Consider the following 18,497-nt stretch of genomic DNA (forward strand, 5'->3'; position numbering starts at 1 on the left):
GCGATCAAATTCGCCACGGCACGACTCCGGGTGGCAGTCGACGTCCAATTCGGTCCAACGCAGCCATGATAACGACGGTTGCCACCACTGTCACGCAGGACATCGCCGCGGCAAGCGTGGTATAGCCGCCATCTTCAAAGTTGAAGATCGATGTTCCTATCGTTTCGTTTCCCGTGGACCATAAAAGGGCCGAGACCGTGACCTCGTTGTAGGCTGTCAGAAAAACAAGGATTGCCCCTGAAGCGGCAGCCGGTGCCATCAGCGGCGTAAACACACGCCGCATCCGCAGCCCGAACCCGGCACCGGAGACCCGCGCCGCGTCATCAAGCGCGGGGTCGAGTTGACCGTAAGCGGCCGCTACGGGTTTCAATGCGATGGACATGTAGGCCGTGACATAGGCCAGCAGAATGATCCAAAGCGTGTTGTAGAGTGATATGTTCAGGACGGGCAGGGGGCGGATGAAGGCCAAAATGAAGGCGATGGAGATAACAAGACCGGGGATCGCGTAACTCACATCTGCCAGCGCAGAGAGGCTTTCACCGATCCGTCGGTGCGTTCCATCCCGGCGCGACATGAAATAGGCGATCGCGATGGACAGCGCGGCCAGAAACAACGCTGCGACACCGGCCGTCAACGTCGAGTTGACGAAGGCGCGCACGGTGGAGGCCTGACGGAACAGAACCTCCGCGAAATTCGACAAGGTGAACGTTTGGGCGTTGAGGGGCAGGCCGTAAGTCGTGACCAGAGCCGTCGCGACCAGAGCAGCGAGTGGAAGAAACAGGGTCGCAGCGATGTAAAGCGCCAGCAATCCTTCGGCCAGTGGCCGCATCGGTCCGAGCGCAATACGCAGTGGCAACTGCGGTGGCCCGACAACCGCCGCGCGCATCCGGCGCTGCAACCAGCGCTGCAATGTAATGGCCACCAAGGCGACCACGCCAAGAATGATAGAGATAACAGCCACATCCGTGAGGACAGAGGGTCCAAAACTAGACAGGCGACGCCAGATCAATACCGGCAAGGTCGTGTACCGTGCAGGGATACCGAGAATGGCAAGAATGCCGAAATTTCCCATCGCCGACACGAAAGCCAACATGAAACCGGCGACAAGCGAGCCCGAAATCAGGGGCAGGATCACACGGCGCAGAACGCGAAATACCCCGGCTCCGGACAGACGCGCGGCTTCCATCATTTCGCGCGGCAGCGTCCGCAACGCCGCCAGCACGACAAGACACACCAGCGGCGTGTGCTGCACCGTCAGCAGCAGCATGACCCCGAACGGCGTGTAGAGCGGATGCGGCGAGCCCGGCGGCGGCGCGACCCCGAGAGTCTTGAGCACGGCGCTGCTCGGGCCGAGCGCCTGCACCCACGCAATGGCAGTAACCTGTGGCGGGATCATCATCGGCAGGAGCAGCAGAAATACGACGACACCCTTGCCCCGGACATCCGTCAGGCCGATGGTCAAGGCCAGACACGTCCCGGCGAGGGTGGCCGCCAGTGCCGAGAGAGACGCCGATTCAAGACTGTTCCACGCCGCCCGCTGGACTGATCCGTCGCGGAGCGCCTCCACCAACAGGTTGGGACCGTTGCCCACTCCGACGTTCACCAGAAGTCCCAGCGGGAGCCCGAACAGAACCACCGCAACAACGCAGAGCGCGGCGAGGGTAATAGCCTCGCCGCGCCCGTCGATCTTCAACAGTGATAGGTTAGCCACCGAAGATCTCGATGAACCGTTCCTTGTTCTGCTGGTCGTCGGCCAGAGCCTTGGCAGGGCTGAACTCGATCAGCTTGATCTCGTCGCGCGCGGGAAACCCTTCCGGTGCGGGGACACCGGGATGCGCGGGCAGGTACCCCATATCCGCAGCCAGTTGCTGGCCTTCCTCGGAAATCAGAAAGTCAATGAACGCCTTGGCCGCGTCAGGGTTCTGCGCGGTCGACAGGACCGCGGCGGGTTCAGTCACGGCCGACACGCCTTCTTCGGGGAAGACGAACTCCACCGGGGCGCCATTGACCTTTTCGCGGATTGGCAGGAAGTCGACGACGAAGCCGTAAAGCTGTTCGCCACCCGCGACCGCCTTGTAGACGCCGCCATTGCCACCCTGCGGGTTGGCGCCCTGATTGGCCAGCCCTTCATAGAGATCCCAACCAAGATCCGGATGCGCAGTCAGTGCCGCCATATGGATTGTCGCCGCACCCGAGGTCAGCGGCGAAGGCATCGCGACATTTCCTTCGGCTTCGGGTTTCAGCAAATCATTGTAGGATGTCGGAACCATATCGGCTACGGTGTTGTAAACGATACCGGTGGTGATCAGCTTGGTCGAGAAATAGTGACCTTCATCGTCCATGATTGCTGGATCGTAAGCGCTCACATCCGCCTCGGGGTAGGCCATCAGACGTCCCTCTGCCTCCAACCCTTCCATCGTGACCATGTCCGCAATCAGCAGCACATCAGGCTGTGGCGCGTCGGCCTCGAATTCGGCGCGCAGCTTGGCCATGACCTTTGTCGTACCATCGCGGAACCACTCAACTTCAACGTCGGGATACTTGGCTGTGAATGCATCCACGGTTTGTTGGGCGTCGGCGTTCGGCTGGGACGTGTACAGTACCAGCTTGCCTGAAACATCCTGTGCCATGGCACCAGTCGATAGGGAGGCTGCAAAAGCCGCACTGAGCAGGAATTTGTTCATGATGTCGTTCGGTCCTTCGTATTACCTGAAGCTCTTGCCCACTTAGCAGGCCCATACAACAGTTCCTTGACAGTCGGGAACTCGGTGTGAGCGATACCTGAACCGCGACTTCTATTGGCGTTGAGGGTAGGGACGTTGGACCATCTCTGCCATCATCTTTTCGCGGAAGACCTCGGCGGGTGTCTTCCATCCGAGGCATTTTCTGGGTGTTGCGTTAAGGCGGTCACTGATCATCTTCAAATCATGATCAGTGTGTGCCGTGATGTCTCGCTTCCTCGGCAGCCATCTTCGCGCACGTCGATTTGTGTTTTCGACGGTGCCTTTCTGCCAGGGGCTGGACGGATCGCAGAACCATGTTTGCGTTCCGGTCTCGGCCTGCAGATGTGGCGATGAGACGAACTCGGGGCCGCGGTCGAAGGTGATGGATTTGCGGGCGAGGTGGGGCAGGTCGCGGACGGCCTTCATGATTTTACCCATTACAGGCTTGGTGCGCTTGTTCGGGTTCTTCAGCAGCACGGTGAATTGGACTGTCCAAGCTTCTGTTTGAACAGCATCAAATCGCCTTCCCAGTGGGCCGAACTGGCGACGGTGCACCAACATCGTCAGGACGGAACAGAATGCTGACATCACGGTCAAACTTAGGGGCCTGACGCTTCTTGCACGACGCGGCGACGCGCTTTGCGGTGTCGGGCAGGTACCACCACAGCTCTTGCGCCATGTGCTTTAACTGATAGTTGCGTGTAAACGGCTCCCATGCCACTTTCTCCTATTAGATACTTATTGTTATCTAATAGGAGTTGCACTGCATGGTAGCGCGCACCCCTGTACCCAACAAATGCTTTAACTATACTTATGTTAATAAAATGGAAACTATTTCCATCTCCCGACGGTGGATTGAAAGTACCGACCGACCGGCTGGCAGTTTCAGGGCTAGAAAGGTGCTACATTCGGTTTTGAGCTATGCAGAGCTATAAATGTGGTTTCTCGATGTCTGCTTCGAAAGCTATGTGCCAGTTGCCTAGCTGATGATGTCGGGATATCTCGCACATATGAAATCGCTCGTAGCAGCCCTTGTCCTGCCACTGTTCGCAAGCCCGGCAACAGCCCATCCGCATGTCTTTGTAGAGGCAGAGGGGGTTTATATTTTTGACGCTGACGGAGGACTGGCCGGCGTAAAGATTGACTGGCTATATGATGCCTTCTCGACGCTCGTCCTGTATGACACATTGGATCTGGATCGTGACGGCGATGGTCAGCTAAACGATGACGATCTGGAAAAGATCAAACTTGGCGAGACAGATTGGCCACCCGACTATGAGGGCGACACCTATCTGTGGATTGACGGACAGAAACAGAACCTGTCACGCCCGCACAACGCATCCGCATACATCGTTGATGATCAGGTGGGCGTCACTTTCGAGCTCTATCTTGATAACACCGTTAATGTGAGCGGGCTCACGGCTTCCCTGAAGCTTTACGACCCGTATTATTACTATGCCTACTCGGTCTCGGGTGCTGGCCAAACCGGTGACCACGGTACTGAATGCCAAGTTTCGGTGAAACGCTTCACACCAGACGAAGAAGAAACTGCCCTTCAAAGGAAACTCGCCGCCCTTTCGCGAGAAGAAATGCCACAAGACGAGAATATCGGTGCGCTTTTTGCCGAGGAGATTGTCTTGCAATGCGACTGATCTTGTTCATTGCAACGATCCTGTCAGCCGTAACTGTTGCCGTGCTCTTGTTGACGCTCATCGACCTCGATGCCGTGACCTATTGGGCAGCTGGCGTACAGCGCGAAATTCAGAACGCGATGGCCGGGTCGTTGCGCGCTATACGGACGGGTGACAAGAACGCCCTGCTGGCGCTTTGCTCCCTGACCTTCGGCTATGGCTTTGTTCATGCAATCGGACCCGGGCATGGAAAATTCCTGCTCGGCACTGCGGCAGTTTCCAGCCGGGCAACAATTCGCCGCATGTCCGTGTTAACTCTTGCCTCCAGTCTTGCTCAATCGTTGACCGCTGTGGTGATCGTTTGGGTGGGAACAAGTGTGATTACTTTGACCAGTGCCTCTCTGATAGACACAACAGAAGATTTTCTGGTCCCGGCAAGTTACGGCGCAATCGGGTTAATCGGCGGCATTCTTGCCTTGCGTGGGGCGAAAAAGACCTGGATTGCACTTTCGCATCCCGAACCAACCTTGGAAGTTTGCCAAGATCACGGCTCCGCTGCTTGCGGTTGCGGGCACAGTCATGGCCCGTCACCAGATGACGTGGAACGCCTGAACGGTTGGAAAGAAACAATCGCACTGGTCGCCAGCATCGCCATCCGTCCCTGCACCGGAGCCTTGTTCTTACTCGTTATTGCCTGGCGCCTCGAAATTCTGCCCGCGGGGATCATAGCCACGTTCACAATGGGACTTGGCACGGCCGCCTTCAACCTGCTGGTTGCCGGTTCCGGTGTAGGTGGGCGTACGCTGCTGTCGTCATTGAGCGAGCGAAGCTTTGGGGACAGGATTCTATTCCCTGCCGTTCAGATGTCCGCGGGGGTACTTCTGGCAATCGTTTCATTCGGCATGCTGTCGCGCTACCTATAGTTGGGGTTTAGCTCTCGGCAGCTTTTTCGAGGGGCCGACCCCAGAACTCAGCTGCCCGATAAGCCTTGAAATCAGGGTTGCAGGTGCTCGTTCTTGCCCATAGTATGTGATGTTATTACATAACTTTATTAGTTGGAGCCACCGATGCCAGCCAAGGATACGCGCCTGCCGGTTACCGTTCTGTCCGGATTTCTCGGAGCCGGTAAGACGACCCTTCTGAACGATGTCTTGAACAACCGGGAAGGCCGCCGCGTCGCAGTGATTGTGAACGACATGTCCGAAGTGAACATCGACGCCGACCTCGTGCGCGATGGCGGCGCCGATCTCAGCCATACAGAAGAAAAGCTGGTCGAGATGTCAAACGGTTGCATTTGCTGCACCCTGCGCGACGACCTGCTCGCGAAAGAGGGACGTTTCGACTACCTGTTAATCGAGTCCACCGGCATCTCCGAACCGCTACCAGTCGCCGCCACTTTCGAGTTCCGCGACGCGAATGACGACAGTCTTTCTGATGTCGCCCGACTCGACACGCTGGTGACTGTTGTCGACACGGTTAACCTGCTCAACGACTACTCCAGCCATGACTTCATCCGCGAGCGCGGCGAAAGCCTCGGAGACGAGGATGATCGCACGTTGGTGGACCTGCTCGTGGACCAGATCGAATTCGCCGACGTAGTCGTGCTCAACAAGATCACCGACGCCGGAGCGGAACGGCTTGAAGCCGCGCGCAAGATCGTGACTTCGCTGAACCCCGACGCGCAGATCATCGAGACTGACCACGGCAAAGTGCCGAGCGAACGGATTTTCGATACCGGCCTGTTCGATTTCGACAAGGCGCATCTGCATCCAATGTGGGCCAAGGAGCTTTACGGTTTTACCGACCATGTGCCGGAAACCGAGGAATACGGCGTATCATCCTTCGTCTACCGGGCACGGCGGCCCTTCCATCCGCAGAAGATCCACGATGTGCTCAACGGAGAACTTCCCGGAGTCATCCGTGCCAAAGGACATTTCTGGATCGCCACCCGCCCCGACTGGCTTGCCGAATTCTCGCTGGCCGGAGCGCTCAGCAGCGTGAAGCCCATGGGTATGTGGTGGGCGACGGTGCCCCAGGACCGTTGGCCTGATCATCCTCAGGCGATCGCCTATCTCAAGCAGCACTGGCAGGAACCCTTTGGCGACCGTCGGCAGGAACTGGTGTTCATCGGCTCCGGCATGGACCGCGCGGGAATCACCGCGGCTCTCGACGCAGCGCTCGTTGGCGACAAAAACAGCTTCGCCCCCCACCAGTGGCAAGACCTTCCCGATCCTTTCCCCAGTTGGCGTCCCGCGCCGCAAGCCGCTTAGTGCTGGGCGTGAATCAACCCAGCACAACCGCCCGCGACATCATTGAAGCCGGGTCGGTGGACGTTTTGCGCGAGATCCACCGACCCGGCTGCGCTGTAGCGATATGGCAACGCAGACTTTCTAAGTTGCCCACCGATTGGCGGCACCGGATATACAAGGCTGCTTCTTGTGATCCATCTGGTCGAAGGAAAGCGTAATGGTGCGCCACATCTCGAATAGTCGCAGCGCGCTGAAGCGGCGGCGGCGGGCTAACTCGATGGCTTCGTTCGACGGCCTGCCCCCTGAGTTGCGCCGGTGGTTGGCGCAGGCTGCGCTCCCATGGTCTGCTCACTCCGCGCGACGGCTTTGGCGGCGGTAGCTTTCTCGACATCACGGAGATAAAGAGGCAGCCCTCTCGCATCTTTCCGAAGTCGAACGCACCATGCTGCGCCAGGACCAGATAGAGATCTGGGGTACGACGCATCCAGACATAGCGAAAGCGTTTCGGTGAAAGCAATTACCTGCTCACCGGGTCGTGAGCCGGGGCAGTCAATGCAGCCAACCCGAGCCACTGGATACTATGACCTGCCAGACGCACCGGGGTATTGACGAACCGAACAGCATGGCTACGCAGCAGATGGCGCTCGGGCGAAAGGCCATACGGTGAGGCTTTGTTGCTGTATCCTTCCATCGCTTCAATCGATGCCTCCGGCAAGCGGAGCTTCAAGCGCACGGTCTGACCTAAGCACATTTCAGACGAACTTCTGAAGATAGCCCGCGACTGAACCGCCTCAGGCGGGCGCACGTAAAAGGATTACCGACAGACAGTATTGTGGCACTCTATTATGAATCAGGAAGATAAATTCGCCAATAGGCGCTTTTGGATCATCGGTGCGAGCAGTGGCATTGGTGCAGCGCTCGCCAAGGAGCTGGACCGCCGCGGATCAAAGCTTGTGCTGTCGGCTCGCGATCAAGAAGCATTGTCCAATCTCGGTGCAGACTTGCGGAATGAGCCTGTAATTCTGCCACTGGATGTCAGCTCCAGAGCGGAACTTTACGCTGCCGGCGATGTAATAGGTAAAGGCCAGTTGAGCGGAATTTTATGCCTCGCTTCGTTGTACGATCCGAGCCGTTTGGCCGAAGCCGATCCACAAAAATGTCAGGACATTGTCGCCGTCAATTTGTTGGGCAGCATACATGTGTCGCAACTCGCTCCGAGGCTTCTTAGAAAACATGGCAAGCTCGTTCTGTTTGGATCAGTCGCAGGATATTTCGGCCTCCCGCGTGGGCAAGCATACTCTGCCACCAAAGCTGCGATCATAAATCTGGCCGAAACGCTGCAGGTAGAGATGGCGCCCGACATCGATGTCCGTCTCGTCTGCCCCGGCTTCGTAAAAACGCGGCTGACCGACAAGAACGAGTTTCAGATGCCTGCCCTGGTAGATGCGGATCAGGCAGCACGTGATATAGTGGAAGGACTGGCCCGATCCGGCTTCGAGATCCATTTTCCCAAACGCTTTACTTTTGTGATGAAGCTGATGCGCGCCCTGCCCTATTGGTTGTCGCTCAGGCTTGCCCGTCGGCTGGCACGCTAATCCGCTACCAGAAATTATGATCCATCTTTCCCTACCACCCGTAACAAGCGCGATGTGGCCGCATCATGTTCACTTTCACAGGAAGGAAGAAGACATGCTACGCAGACAGTTTTGCATGGCGATGACCGCCGGCACCCTCGCGTTTACCCCACTTGCCGCTGCCGCTCAAAGCGCTGACATCGTTGACACCGCGGTATCGGCCGGCTCGTTTGAAACGCTTGTGGCGGCGGTTCAGGCGGCAGGTCTGGTGGAGACTTTGAAGGGTGAAGGGCCATTTACCGTGTTCGCACCGACTGACGAAGCCTTCGCCGCATTGCCAGACGGCACGGTCGAGACGCTTCTACAGCCAGAAAACAAGGATCAACTGACGCGAATTCTGACCTATCACGTCGTTCCTGCGAAGGTCATGTCAAGCGACATCGCAGGCAAGCGTGTGCGCGCCAAAACGGTGGCCGGTCCCGAGTTGTCGATCGATGCCATGAACGGCGTGGAGGTTGAAAACGCGAATGTCGTCCAGGCGGATATCGAAGCGTCTAATGGCGTCATTCACGTGATTGATGCGGTGATGATGCCACCTGAGTAACCCTCGATCGGCAGAACCATGTAGTCCTATAGCCCTGGCGCGAAATCGCCGGGGCTTTCGTCAGATTCTCAGAAACGGCTGCAACAGGCGCGGTATGAGCCCTCTGAACTTCAACGGCGCATCAGTTGCGGCAAGGCAGATACAGGGCATGCCCGGGGCGGCTTTCGGTGCGTGATCGAGCGTGTCATCCGCGATCTGGAGATCGCCAACGCGATAGGTCCCGGTCACATCGGAAAAACTGCCCTGCAAGATCAGGGTCAACTCGTTTCCGCCATGCGAATGTTCGGGAACGGTTTGACCAGCAGCAAATTCCAGAAGCCGAAGCGATCCTTCGCTGTCGTTCTGCAAGATGGCCTGACGCGACCCCGGTGCGACACGTCGCCAATTGGGTTCACCCTCGGCCAAAAGCGCCCGCACCGGCTGTGGTAACAGTACGGGATCGGCAGACGTTGCCGATGGTGACGGGCTGTCATCCAACATACCCATAACGGAAGATTTCAACTCGGGCGAAAGCGGTGTGCCGTCAGACATCTCCAGCAACAACCCCCCGGGCACAAGCGATGCTTCATACGTCGCGCGACATTCATTGCAGAGCGACAGGTGCGCGGCAACCGTAACGGCAAAGGGTGTCGGCAATCCCCCCAAGCGATAAAGCGACATCAACGCATCGGTGATATGATGACGGGGCGTACTCATGACGGTCTCAAATGCTTCAGTTCGTGGCGCAACCTGTCTAGCCCCAGACGTATCCGAGACTTGATCGTTCCCAGCGGCAATCCGGTATCTTCACGAATCTCCGCATGGGTAGCGTCGCTGAAATAGGCCTTTTCCAGAATCTCTTTCTGTTTCACCGGAAGCTCGGCAAGCGCCCGTCGCAACGCATCTGCTTCCTGCTCCAGCGCGAAAATGTCGTCTTGCTGGTTTGTATCTTCACCGCTGGTAAAGAGGTCCGCAGGGATCGGACGGGTGGTTTTGCGAAGGCGATCAATCTGACGGTTTCGCGCGATCTGATAAATCCACGTCGACACCTGCGCCCGGCGCGCATCGAACAAATGTGCTTTCTGCCAAAGCGTCAGCATCGCATCCTGAATGATGTCCTCGGCTTCGGTATCGCTGGCGCCGTTACGCACCAACACCGACTTCAGACGCGGCGCAAAATGGTCAAACAGTTCGGCAAAGGCCGCCTTGTCCCGTCGATCACGTATAGCGATCATCAGCGCCGTGTGGTGCGATATCTTTCGACTGCGCTGCGCTGGCAAAGGGCGTTTTCTCCTGATCCTCATATCGCGAAGACCGCTGGCCGACCCCGCAATTGCCATGTCGTTAGACGGCGTTCTATGTGTCCCACAGTTCATCATAGCTTTGTTACGTGCAACAAGCTTTTTCGGATCACCAGATGATCCGAACAGCAGACCAGACCGTAGAAAAGCCAGAGGGATCAAAAGTTACGAGGAACAGAATGTCGTTCGATCAACCTGCCGGACCCCGACGTGTTGCCGTCGTTGGAGGCGGTGTTTCAGGCCTCGCAGCCGCTTACCATCTTGCCGAGCAACACCACGTTACGCTGATGGAGGCCGCGCCGAAACTCGGGGGGCATGCGCGTACAGTGATCGCAGGGCGACATGCCGACCAGCCCGTCGACACGGGCTTCATCGTGTTCAACTACGTGAACTACCCGCATCTGACGGGGATGTTTGACCGGCTGGATGTACCCGTGGAGACGAGCGACATGAGCTTCGCCGCGAGCATCAATAACGGTAAGATCGAATACGGTTTGCAAACCCTGAGTACCCTGACCGGTCAGCGGCGCAATCTTCTGCGGCCATTCTTCTACGGGATGATCGGAGACATTCTTAAGTTCAACGCACACGCCAACCAGCTGCAGGCCAATGACAGCCTGACAATTGGCGAATACGTCTCCGATCTGCGCTTGGGTCGCTGGTTCCGTGACTATTACCTGACCCCGCTTTGCGGTGCCATCTGGTCGACGCCAGCGCAGCAAATCCTCGACTTTCCTGCCGCTGCCTTGATCCGGTTCTTCAAGAACCATCATCTGCTGACAAATCGCGGTCATCGACAGTGGTGGACGGTCTCAGGCGGCAGCCGGTCTTATGTCGAAAGGCTTGAACGCCATTTGACTGCAAAAGGCGTCGATATCCGAACGAATTGCACTGTCGCCAACGTGGAACGCACTCCCGCCCATGTCGAAGTTAAGCCGATTGATGCCCCCGCCGAACGGTTTGACCAGATCATCTTTGCAGGACATCCTGACCAGACGCTGGAAATCCTGCAAAACCCGACCGCGGACGAACAAAGGCTGCTCGGTGCCGTACGCTATCAAGACAACAGGATGGTATTGCATCGTGACCCCGTTCATATGCCCAAGCGTCGTAAATGCTGGTCGTCATGGGTATATCGCGCGCGGCTGGCCGAAGAACAGGCCGGCATCAGCGTCACCTACTGGATGAACCGGCTTCAGAACATTCCGCTGGACGACCCGCTGTTCGTTACGCTCAATCCGCTGGACCCTGTCCGGGAGGAATGCATCTACGACGAACATACCTTCCGCCATCCGATGTTCGATCACGCAGCCATCAAGGCTCAACGCGAGGTTCCGACGATTCAAGGTCTTAATCGAAGCTGGTTCGCAGGTGCCTGGCTTGGGAACGGCTTTCACGAGGACGGCTTCGCCAGCGGCTTGGCGGCCGCGCAGGCATTGCTAAGGGTGCCTGCATGACAGCACAGCTTGTCAAAGGATCAACCTATCATCGGAGGCTGGGTCACACCCGAAACAGCTTTCGCTATGGCGTGGACTACCTTCTGGTCACCCCAGAGGAGTTACGCCCCAAGATGCTGCTTGGACGAAACCGGCCTTCGCTGTTTTCACTTTATGATCGGGATAATGGTGGAGAACGCGGAAACGGCAGCGGCGCAGCCTGGGCGCGTCAGGTTCTTGATGAAGCGGGATTTTCCGGCAGCTGCGATTGTAAGGTCGAATTGCTCACTCAGCCGCGATGTCTGGGCTTCTGGTTCTGCCCCGTCAGTTTCTGGCTGGCGTCGGTGGATAACGAGCTTCGCGCCGTGATCGCCGAAGTGAATAATACTTTCGGCGACCGCCACAGCTATCTTTGCGCGAAGGACGACTTTGGACCGATTTATCGTGGTGACCAGATGAAGGCGCGCAAGATCTTTCACGTATCTCCGTTCCAGGATGTGTCCGGCGATTACCGGTTCAGTTTCGACGTAACGGCAAGATCGGTATCGATACACATACTGTTGCGCGACGGGCAGAACGGCGTGATTGCGACGCTCCAAGGCACGCGCAAGCCCCTGACCAACCGCGCACTGCTCGGGTCCGCCCTGCGTCGCCCAGCCGGAGCCATTCGCGTCCTGGCACTGATCTACTGGCAAGCCATACGACTGAAGTTGAAAGGCGTAAGTTACCGCAGACGTCCTGCCCCGCCAGCGCATGAGGTCTCGCGGTGACCGCTGTATTCGCTCGCGCCCGTCTCGACGCGGGTCTGATCGCCGGTCTATTGGCCTTCGCCGGTCTGCCACTTTACGTCCACCTGCCTCAATATGCGACGCGTGATCTGGGTTTGTCCCTGTCAATGGTCGGGGTAATTTTGCTGGCCGTGCGGATTGTGGATTTCGCACAAGACGCCACGTTTGGATGGGCAATAGACAAGTACAAGGGCCACAGGACGTTGTTTGGGGTAGGCGCAAGCCTCGCACTTGCCATGAGCTTTCTCGCGGTATTTTCCCTGCCTTTCCCGACCTTCAAAGCCGTTTGGTTGTCCGTCTGGCTGATCCTGCTGTTCTCGGCATTCAGCCTGTTGAACATTGCGTTCTACGCTCAGGGCGTCGCGTGGGGCGCACGGGAGGGCACACAGGGACATTATCGCCTTGCTGGCACGCGCGAGGCGGGCACGTTGATCGGCATCGTCATCGCCGCCGCTGCACCCGGTTTACTTCAACTGGCGAACGTCTCTGACACGTATCGGGCCTTCGGATGGCTCGTCGCCGTGACGGGCGCGACCGTCGGGGTGGTGACGATACGGTTCTGGTCAGCCGCACCACAACCAACATCTGTCGGAAGTTGGCAAGGAGTCTTTCGGCGTGAAACGATCCTCCTTCTGGCACTCGCCATGATCAACACCCTGCCGGTGGCCCTAACCTCGACCCTGTTTCTGTTTTTCGTGGAACAGCGCTTGGGTAGACCCGAACTCGCCGGACCGTTTCTGGCCCTCTTTTTCTTGGCCGCAGGCACGTCCGCACCAGTTTGGTCGCGGCTGACCGCAGGCTACAGTCTGCGCAGTGTCCTTTTGGCCGGGATGCTTCTGTCAATCGCTGCCTTCGGTTGGGCCTTTCGCCTGGGAACTGGCGACACCCTTGCTTTCGCCCTGATATGCGTTGTTTCTGGCATCGGATTGGGCGCGGATCTGGTACTGTTGCCCGCACTGTTTTCATCCACCCTGTCCGCGCTGCGCCTGCCAACGGGCTTCGGTTTTGGCCTATGGTCTTTGGTCAACAAATTGGCGTTGGCCTTGGCAGCAAGTGCCGCACTGCCCGCGTTGGAATTGGCCGGTTTCGAACCCCAAGGACCAAACGACCCGCTCGGGTTGAACACACTGGCTTTCTTCTACGCAGCCCTCCCCTGCCTGTTGAAGCTGATCGCAGTCGCGTTTGTCTTGATCAACCCCTCGTCAATCTTGCCCACCCGCAAACCTTCCCCGACACCTGCCTGAGGAGGCCGCCATGCAAATCCTGACGCTTTACATCATCACGGCAGTTATCTTCCTGGCGTTGGATGGCATCGGGCTCAACTTTTTGATCAAGCCGGTATTCCAACGACATATCGGTCATATCATGGCGGAAAATATACGCTGGGCTCCGGCAATACTGTTCTATCTAGGATATATCATGGGTGTCCTCCATTTCGTTTCTATCCCAGCTTTGCGGTCGGGCGCACCGACCCAGGCCCTCATCGGCGGCGCGTTGATCGGCCTGATGTCCTATGCAACCTATGAGTTCACCAACTTCGCGACGCTAGGTGACTGGACGTGGCAGCAGGTCATCCTCGACACGGCATGGGGAACCGCACTGACAGCCGTCGCCGCATGGGCGGGCGTGGCGATCATGCTGAAGATGAGCGCGGTATGAACAGGTTGCGACGGAAGGGCTGGAAACGCCTCACGTGATTTGGCAAAGCTGCATGCAACACCGAACCCAAACCGGTAAGGAAATCCGATTGTCCCGCACAGCGAAACTTCTGACCGCCGCGCTCGCCTGCGCCATTTCGCTCCAGTCCAACATGGCAGATGCTCAGGATGGCCCCGCCCAAACCGGCCCGGCGATCGAAGGAGAAATAATCTATCGCGGAGAACGCGATCTGGAGGAAGGGGGCAGATTCCAGGCCTCCCGTACCATCGTTGGTGGCGAGACCATGCTTTCAGCACGCGCGGGGTTCTTCGCAGGCGTCTCTGCATCTTTCGGGGTATCGCATTATGACTTCTCAGGTGGCCGATCGCCCTGGGAAGACATCCACGAGTTTCAACTGTCTCTGCCTGTCCGCCAAGCGCTTGGTGAGACCACAAGCCTTCTTTTCGTTCCGACGCTTCGTTTCGCCGGGGAAGATGGCGTGTCGTTCAATGACGGCCTGACGGGTGGCGCGTTGGTCGGGCTGAGTTGGCAGGTCACTGACCGATTCAGCTTCGGTCCCGGCGTGGGCGCCTATACGTCGCTCGGTTCCGATCAAGGTGCGGATCTGTTCCCCATTGTTCTTATCGACTGGCAGATCACCGACCGGCTCAGCGTCGGCAATGGATCGGCTTTCGGCGCAACACGCGGCCCCGGTATAGGCGTCAATTTCGATGCTTCGGACCAGCTGACGCTCGGGCTGACCATACGGCGTGAAGATTTCAAATTCCGTCTCGCCGATGACGACCGGGTCGGGCGAGACGAACTGACCGCAGTGGTGGCGCGCGCGCAGTACGACAATGGGGCCGGACTGACATTGTCGGGCTTCGCCGGTGCGGAACTCGATGGGCAGATTGCCGTGGAAGACAAGCATGGTGACAATTTGGAACGGCAGGATTTCGACCCGGCACTGATCCTGGGCGCGCGTTTGAAAGTGGCGTTCTGAACAATACACCGGGTTTTTGGTGGGGCCGTCCTCGGCCCCTGTCGAGCGTCCACGCTGGGCTGATTGCTGCAAGCCTTAACTGTGTTCGCGTCGTGGACCGACGATCTTCGCACATGCCCCTTACTGCTTAACAGGGGCAGGCAAGATACATGCGAGCGAAAATCATCAAAGGCCCGATGATCGCAAGAAGTCCAACAAAATGTTAATTTCTCGACAAATGTCACATATCGGTCATTTGCTGCCTCTATGACAGCCCTGCCATTCTATACGGCCTCATTTGCCACTCACGTCGCCAAAGTAAGCAGGGTATCATGTTTTCTCACAGCCTCACCTCGTTCTATCGCGCTGTTTCCGCGCGGCAACTGCGTCGGTCAATGCTCTTCGGCAGCGTTGCAGCGATAAGCCTTCTGTCGGGCCCGGTCTTTGCGGAGGACAACCAGGAGTCGCTTCGCATCATGACCTTCAACACCTGGGGCGACCAGTTTCGGAACAACCTCGACGCGATCGCACCACTTTTCGTCGAAGGCGGCTACGACATCATCAACTTCCAGGAACTGGGAAGCGAAGCCTACTTGACCGGTCTGCAGCAGCGTCTGCGCGACGCAGGTTTGGGTGAATACACCTATATCAAGCAGGGCGACAACGGTGTGCTCAGCCGCGTGGAAGGTACGATGGGACGCACTTACAGCGGTGACGACATCGCGTATCAGTCCACGACAGGTGCCGGCGGTACGCCAGAGACGATCTTCGGGTCACTCCACCTCGACTACCGCGATCCGTCTACAACCCGCCTACGCGAAATGGAAGGTATCCTCGATTGGTCGTCCTCAACCAACCGTTCGGTCATCCTGTCGGGCGACTACAACGCCGGTGACGTCTCAGAACGAGGGATGCACCGCGCGAGCCAGCAAAAGCTGATCTTACAGAATTATCTTCGATCCAATAACAGCTTCTATGCCACGCTTCTGGACGAATACGCCGTCGACAAAGACGCTATGAACAGCTTCATCGCCGACCATCGCGGCCAGAGCCTGTCGCTCAATGATATCCCTGACAGCCTGTTCGCCGACGAGATGCACCCGGTCGAACACAATACGCCCGTGACGATGAACATGATGAAGCGGGACTTCATCATGCTTCAGACCGAAACCTCGCGCGAAAAGTTCGCCCCGCACGAACTGGGCGATGGCAGCACGACATGGACCTCGGTCGAAGAAGACCACACCAATGTCTGGCCAAGCTGGGATCGCGTGAAGATCGACCACATGATGGCCTCGCGCCCCTTCGGGAAATGGTGGCAGGTCGTCGATGCTGCCGATGATCCCTACACCGGAGTTCTGGATCAGACCGACGTCACCGAAAGCGGCAAAGCATTTTCGGATCACGAATTGGTCGCGCATGATCTCGCCTGGGTCGGCCCCAAGCTGGAATATTTCGACGATACGGAAGGCAATGAGCAAACCCGTCTTGTCTGGGGCGAGGGCGCGAACACGTTCGAGGCGGATGGCGGTGTCTATCACCTGACCCGCAACAACATGCGAACGGATGTCTATCTTGGTCAGGTCTCCGACGAATACGGCAACCCCACATTGATGGGGCTGACCACGGAGGAAAAGCAAACACTTCTGGATTGTGGCAGTAGTGACGCGCGCTTTCAGACCGCCATAAACGACTACTGCATCGACGATCACAGCTTCATTACAGAAACGCTGGTCACGGATGGCGGCACGGTCATTGTTGACGAGGACGCGGCCCTTGGCGGCAGCACAGCCAAGCTGCGTCTGTCGGATGGCACACTGCGCATCGATGGGACGGAAATGGACACGCTGAATCGCGAAGTGTCGCTCGAAGACACCGGCGGCACTGTCAGCGTGAAGGAAGTCGACCATACTGTAACCGCCGCCCGCGAAATTTCCGGCGACGGAGCGCTGAAAAAGACAGGTGCGGGCACGCTCGTTCTGGACGCCGACAATTCCTATCGGGGCGGCACCGAGGTGCTGGAAGGCAAGCTTGATCTTGCGGGCAGTGTGCAAAGCGACGTCTTCGTCGCGGACTCCGCCATCCTGTCAGGCGGCGGTACGGTCTATGGCAATCTGTCAATGGATACGGACGCGATCTTCGAAGGCGGTCTGAGCGACGATCCCCTTGCAATGTTCGAAACGCTCACGGTAGCTGGTGATCTGCACCTGAACGATACATTGTTCGAGACGGATCACTTCGCAGATCTGTCTTTCGAGGACGGTCTGTTCTACTCGCTGATCAATCTGGAAGGGGACCTGTTCGGGCAATTCGCGGGGCTGGGCGAAGGGGATCTGATTTCCACGATCAGCGCCAACCTGTATTTCTCCTATGCAGGCGGAGATGGTAACGACATCGGCTTTTTCGCCGCCGCGCCCTCCGCAGTGCCGCTTCCGGCGCCCGCGCTGTTGCTTCTGGGTGGTCTGACAGGTCTTGGTCTGACCCGGCGGCTGCGTCGCCGTAGCTAATCCTGCGAGCAATTCAGAGGTTCAGGGGCCATCTCGCGTGGCCCCTTCACTTTTCAACCGTGACACCTTGGGCAAGTTAGGACATATCCTGAACAAGATTGACGGCAATGACTGGGGCCGGATGAGCGGCGACAAGAAAACCGTACGGAAGTCCCTGCTGGTCAAGCATCTGGCCACGCAGCAGTACCTGTCGCTGGACGCCATCGCGCGGCATTTCAACGTCACGACACAAACCGCGCGCCGGGATGTGACAGAACTGGAGAAGGAAGGCCGCATCAGGCGTATCCATGGCGGCGCGATGATCGGCCATTCGGTCGAGGCCGAAGAACTTCGCGGTCGGCGGGTTCGCAACGCTCTTGCCAAGGACCGCATCGCGGCCTGTGTCGCCGAACAGATCGCCGACGACAGTTCAATCTTTCTGGACACTGGCACCACCTGCGAAGCCATCGCCCGCACGATCACACACAAGCGCGGCCTTCGGATTGTAACCTACAGCATACGGATCGCGGCATATCTCAGCGAGATGACCGACTTCACCGTGGCCGTCCCGGGTGGTTTTGTCCGCCAGGTGGATGGTGGCGTGTTTCAGGACAAGGTCACGGCTTTCATTACAGGCTTCAAGTTCGACCTTGCGATACTGTCGGTGTCCTCCATCGATGAGGACGGAGATCTGGGTGATGACGACCATGGCGAGGTCGAAGCCGTCCGCGCTGCGATAGGCCAGTCTCGTCAAGTGATGTTGGCAGCCGACAGCAGCAAATTCGGTCAGAGCGGTCTGGTGCGTCTCGGCTCGCTTAGCGACGTCGACATCCTGATAACAGACGCGGCGCTTCCTGCACCTATCGAGGCGGTAGCGCGACATGCCGGTGTACTTGTAAGATACACGCGAGCCTAGCTGTCTCGCCCATGTCTGAATACAGAGCGGGTAGGATACTAGCGGCTACCGTTGGTTAAGTGATTTTGCTGAGATCTACACCATGCCATAATGTGATCATCGCTACTACCTGCGATGCCAAAGCTAGAATTCGCCTGACCGATTTCGTGCCAGATACTCGGTGGTTTGCGCAAAATGTGATCAACATCCC

Annotated in this window: 17 protein-coding genes and 1 pseudogene; 13 read left to right on the top strand and 5 right to left on the bottom strand. The window is 57.8% G+C overall.

Going from position 1 to position 18,497, the window contains the following annotated elements:
* Positions 1-4: 4 nt before the first annotated feature.
* The 3 genes and pseudogenes from FPZ52_RS12885 to FPZ52_RS19605 all read right to left on the bottom strand — a co-directional run.
* The gene (locus FPZ52_RS12885) at positions 5-1,711 is read right to left on the bottom strand and encodes an ABC transporter permease (protein WP_240804444.1); all 1,707 of its coding nucleotides are present in this window, start codon (positions 1,709-1,711) and stop codon (positions 5-7) included.
* Positions 1,704-2,684: an ABC transporter substrate-binding protein gene (locus FPZ52_RS12890; RefSeq protein WP_146366007.1), complete on the bottom strand. Its 981-nt coding sequence runs from the start codon at positions 2,682-2,684 to the stop codon at positions 1,704-1,706. The genes FPZ52_RS12885 and FPZ52_RS12890 overlap by 8 nt, the downstream gene beginning before the upstream one ends.
* Positions 2,685-2,795: 111 nt before the next feature.
* Positions 2,796-3,408, bottom strand: a pseudogene (locus FPZ52_RS19605) (IS30 family transposase); the annotation flags it as partial.
* Positions 3,409-3,733: 325 nt separating this feature from the next.
* Here FPZ52_RS19605 and FPZ52_RS12905 point away from each other — a divergent pair.
* The 6 genes from FPZ52_RS12905 to FPZ52_RS12930 all read left to right on the top strand — a co-directional run bounded on the left by FPZ52_RS12905 (position 3,734) and on the right by FPZ52_RS12930 (position 8,781).
* Positions 3,734-4,375 carry a DUF1007 family protein gene (locus FPZ52_RS12905; protein ID WP_168201354.1) on the top strand — a complete coding sequence of 214 codons (642 nt, stop codon included), beginning with the start codon at positions 3,734-3,736 and terminating at the stop codon, positions 4,373-4,375.
* A complete protein-coding gene (locus tag FPZ52_RS12910; RefSeq protein WP_146366011.1) occupies positions 4,366-5,277 on the top strand; it encodes a nickel/cobalt transporter in 912 nt (303 codons plus the stop codon). The genes FPZ52_RS12905 and FPZ52_RS12910 overlap by 10 nt, the downstream gene beginning before the upstream one ends.
* A gap of 144 nt (positions 5,278-5,421) precedes the next feature.
* Complete coding sequence (locus FPZ52_RS12915; RefSeq protein WP_146366012.1) at positions 5,422-6,624, top strand: GTP-binding protein; 1,203 nt, start codon at positions 5,422-5,424, stop codon at positions 6,622-6,624.
* 196 nt (positions 6,625-6,820) lie between these two features.
* Positions 6,821-6,982: a DUF6525 family protein gene (locus tag FPZ52_RS19435; protein WP_276617454.1), complete on the top strand. Its 162-nt coding sequence runs from the start codon at positions 6,821-6,823 to the stop codon at positions 6,980-6,982.
* A 451-nt stretch (positions 6,983-7,433) separates the two neighbouring features.
* Positions 7,434-8,198, top strand: coding sequence for an SDR family NAD(P)-dependent oxidoreductase (locus tag FPZ52_RS12925; RefSeq protein WP_240804447.1), 765 nt, complete (start codon positions 7,434-7,436; stop codon positions 8,196-8,198).
* A gap of 94 nt (positions 8,199-8,292) precedes the next feature.
* Positions 8,293-8,781, top strand: coding sequence for a fasciclin domain-containing protein (locus FPZ52_RS12930; RefSeq protein ID WP_205758629.1), 489 nt, complete (start codon positions 8,293-8,295; stop codon positions 8,779-8,781).
* Positions 8,782-8,841: 60 nt separating this feature from the next.
* Here FPZ52_RS12930 and FPZ52_RS12935 read toward each other — a convergent pair whose 3' ends face one another.
* Together FPZ52_RS12935 and FPZ52_RS12940 are read right to left on the bottom strand one after the other, a co-directional pair.
* On the bottom strand, positions 8,842-9,477 hold the full coding sequence (locus FPZ52_RS12935) for a ChrR family anti-sigma-E factor (protein ID WP_146366013.1): 636 nt from the start codon (positions 9,475-9,477) through the stop codon (positions 8,842-8,844).
* Positions 9,474-10,040, bottom strand: a complete 567-nt coding sequence (locus tag FPZ52_RS12940) for a sigma-70 family RNA polymerase sigma factor (RefSeq protein ID WP_276617455.1) — start codon at positions 10,038-10,040, stop codon at positions 9,474-9,476. The genes FPZ52_RS12935 and FPZ52_RS12940 overlap by 4 nt, the downstream gene beginning before the upstream one ends.
* Before the next feature lie 200 nt (positions 10,041-10,240).
* Between FPZ52_RS12940 and FPZ52_RS12945 the strand changes: the two genes are divergently transcribed.
* From FPZ52_RS12945 to FPZ52_RS12975, 7 genes are all read left to right on the top strand, one after another.
* Positions 10,241-11,518, top strand: coding sequence for an NAD(P)/FAD-dependent oxidoreductase (locus FPZ52_RS12945; protein ID WP_146366014.1), 1,278 nt, complete (start codon positions 10,241-10,243; stop codon positions 11,516-11,518).
* Complete coding sequence (locus tag FPZ52_RS12950; RefSeq protein ID WP_146366015.1) at positions 11,515-12,267, top strand: DUF1365 domain-containing protein; 753 nt, start codon at positions 11,515-11,517, stop codon at positions 12,265-12,267. Before FPZ52_RS12945 ends, FPZ52_RS12950 begins: the two co-directional genes overlap by 4 nt.
* Positions 12,264-13,529, top strand: a complete 1,266-nt coding sequence (locus tag FPZ52_RS12955; RefSeq protein ID WP_146366016.1) for an MFS transporter — start codon at positions 12,264-12,266, stop codon at positions 13,527-13,529. Before FPZ52_RS12950 ends, FPZ52_RS12955 begins: the two co-directional genes overlap by 4 nt.
* A 10-nt stretch (positions 13,530-13,539) precedes the next feature.
* Positions 13,540-13,944: a DUF2177 family protein gene (locus FPZ52_RS12960; RefSeq protein WP_146366017.1), complete on the top strand. Its 405-nt coding sequence runs from the start codon at positions 13,540-13,542 to the stop codon at positions 13,942-13,944.
* 88 nt (positions 13,945-14,032) lie between these two features.
* Positions 14,033-14,926: a hypothetical protein gene (locus FPZ52_RS12965; protein WP_146366018.1), complete on the top strand. Its 894-nt coding sequence runs from the start codon at positions 14,033-14,035 to the stop codon at positions 14,924-14,926.
* A gap of 311 nt (positions 14,927-15,237) precedes the next feature.
* Positions 15,238-17,412 (top strand): endonuclease/exonuclease/phosphatase family protein, encoded by a 2,175-nt coding sequence (locus FPZ52_RS12970; RefSeq protein WP_146366019.1) that lies wholly within the window; start codon positions 15,238-15,240, stop codon positions 17,410-17,412.
* A 37-nt stretch (positions 17,413-17,449) separates the two neighbouring features.
* Complete coding sequence (locus FPZ52_RS12975; protein WP_240804448.1) at positions 17,450-18,307, top strand: DeoR/GlpR family DNA-binding transcription regulator; 858 nt, start codon at positions 17,450-17,452, stop codon at positions 18,305-18,307.
* Positions 18,308-18,497 lie beyond the last annotated feature (190 nt).

The sequence above is a fragment of the Qingshengfaniella alkalisoli genome (assembly GCF_007855645.1).
GTDB classification, from domain to species: Bacteria; Pseudomonadota; Alphaproteobacteria; order Rhodobacterales; family Rhodobacteraceae; genus Qingshengfaniella; species Qingshengfaniella alkalisoli.

Coding starts and splice junctions, on each gene's coding strand:
- FPZ52_RS12910 (WP_146366011.1), top strand. CDS start 4,366: ATGCGACTGATCTTGTTCATTGCAACGATCCTGTCAGCCGTAACTGTT.
- FPZ52_RS12890 (WP_146366007.1), bottom strand. CDS start 2,684: ATGAACAAATTCCTGCTCAGTGCGGCTTTTGCAGCCTCCCTATCGACT.
- FPZ52_RS12950 (WP_146366015.1), top strand. CDS start 11,515: ATGACAGCACAGCTTGTCAAAGGATCAACCTATCATCGGAGGCTGGGT.
- FPZ52_RS19435 (WP_276617454.1), top strand. CDS start 6,821: ATGGTGCGCCACATCTCGAATAGTCGCAGCGCGCTGAAGCGGCGGCGG.
- FPZ52_RS12930 (WP_205758629.1), top strand. CDS start 8,293: ATGCTACGCAGACAGTTTTGCATGGCGATGACCGCCGGCACCCTCGCG.
- FPZ52_RS12915 (WP_146366012.1), top strand. CDS start 5,422: ATGCCAGCCAAGGATACGCGCCTGCCGGTTACCGTTCTGTCCGGATTT.
- FPZ52_RS12960 (WP_146366017.1), top strand. CDS start 13,540: ATGCAAATCCTGACGCTTTACATCATCACGGCAGTTATCTTCCTGGCG.
- FPZ52_RS12945 (WP_146366014.1), top strand. CDS start 10,241: ATGTCGTTCGATCAACCTGCCGGACCCCGACGTGTTGCCGTCGTTGGA.
- FPZ52_RS12970 (WP_146366019.1), top strand. CDS start 15,238: ATGTTTTCTCACAGCCTCACCTCGTTCTATCGCGCTGTTTCCGCGCGG.
- FPZ52_RS12935 (WP_146366013.1), bottom strand. CDS start 9,477: ATGAGTACGCCCCGTCATCATATCACCGATGCGTTGATGTCGCTTTAT.
- FPZ52_RS12905 (WP_168201354.1), top strand. CDS start 3,734: ATGAAATCGCTCGTAGCAGCCCTTGTCCTGCCACTGTTCGCAAGCCCG.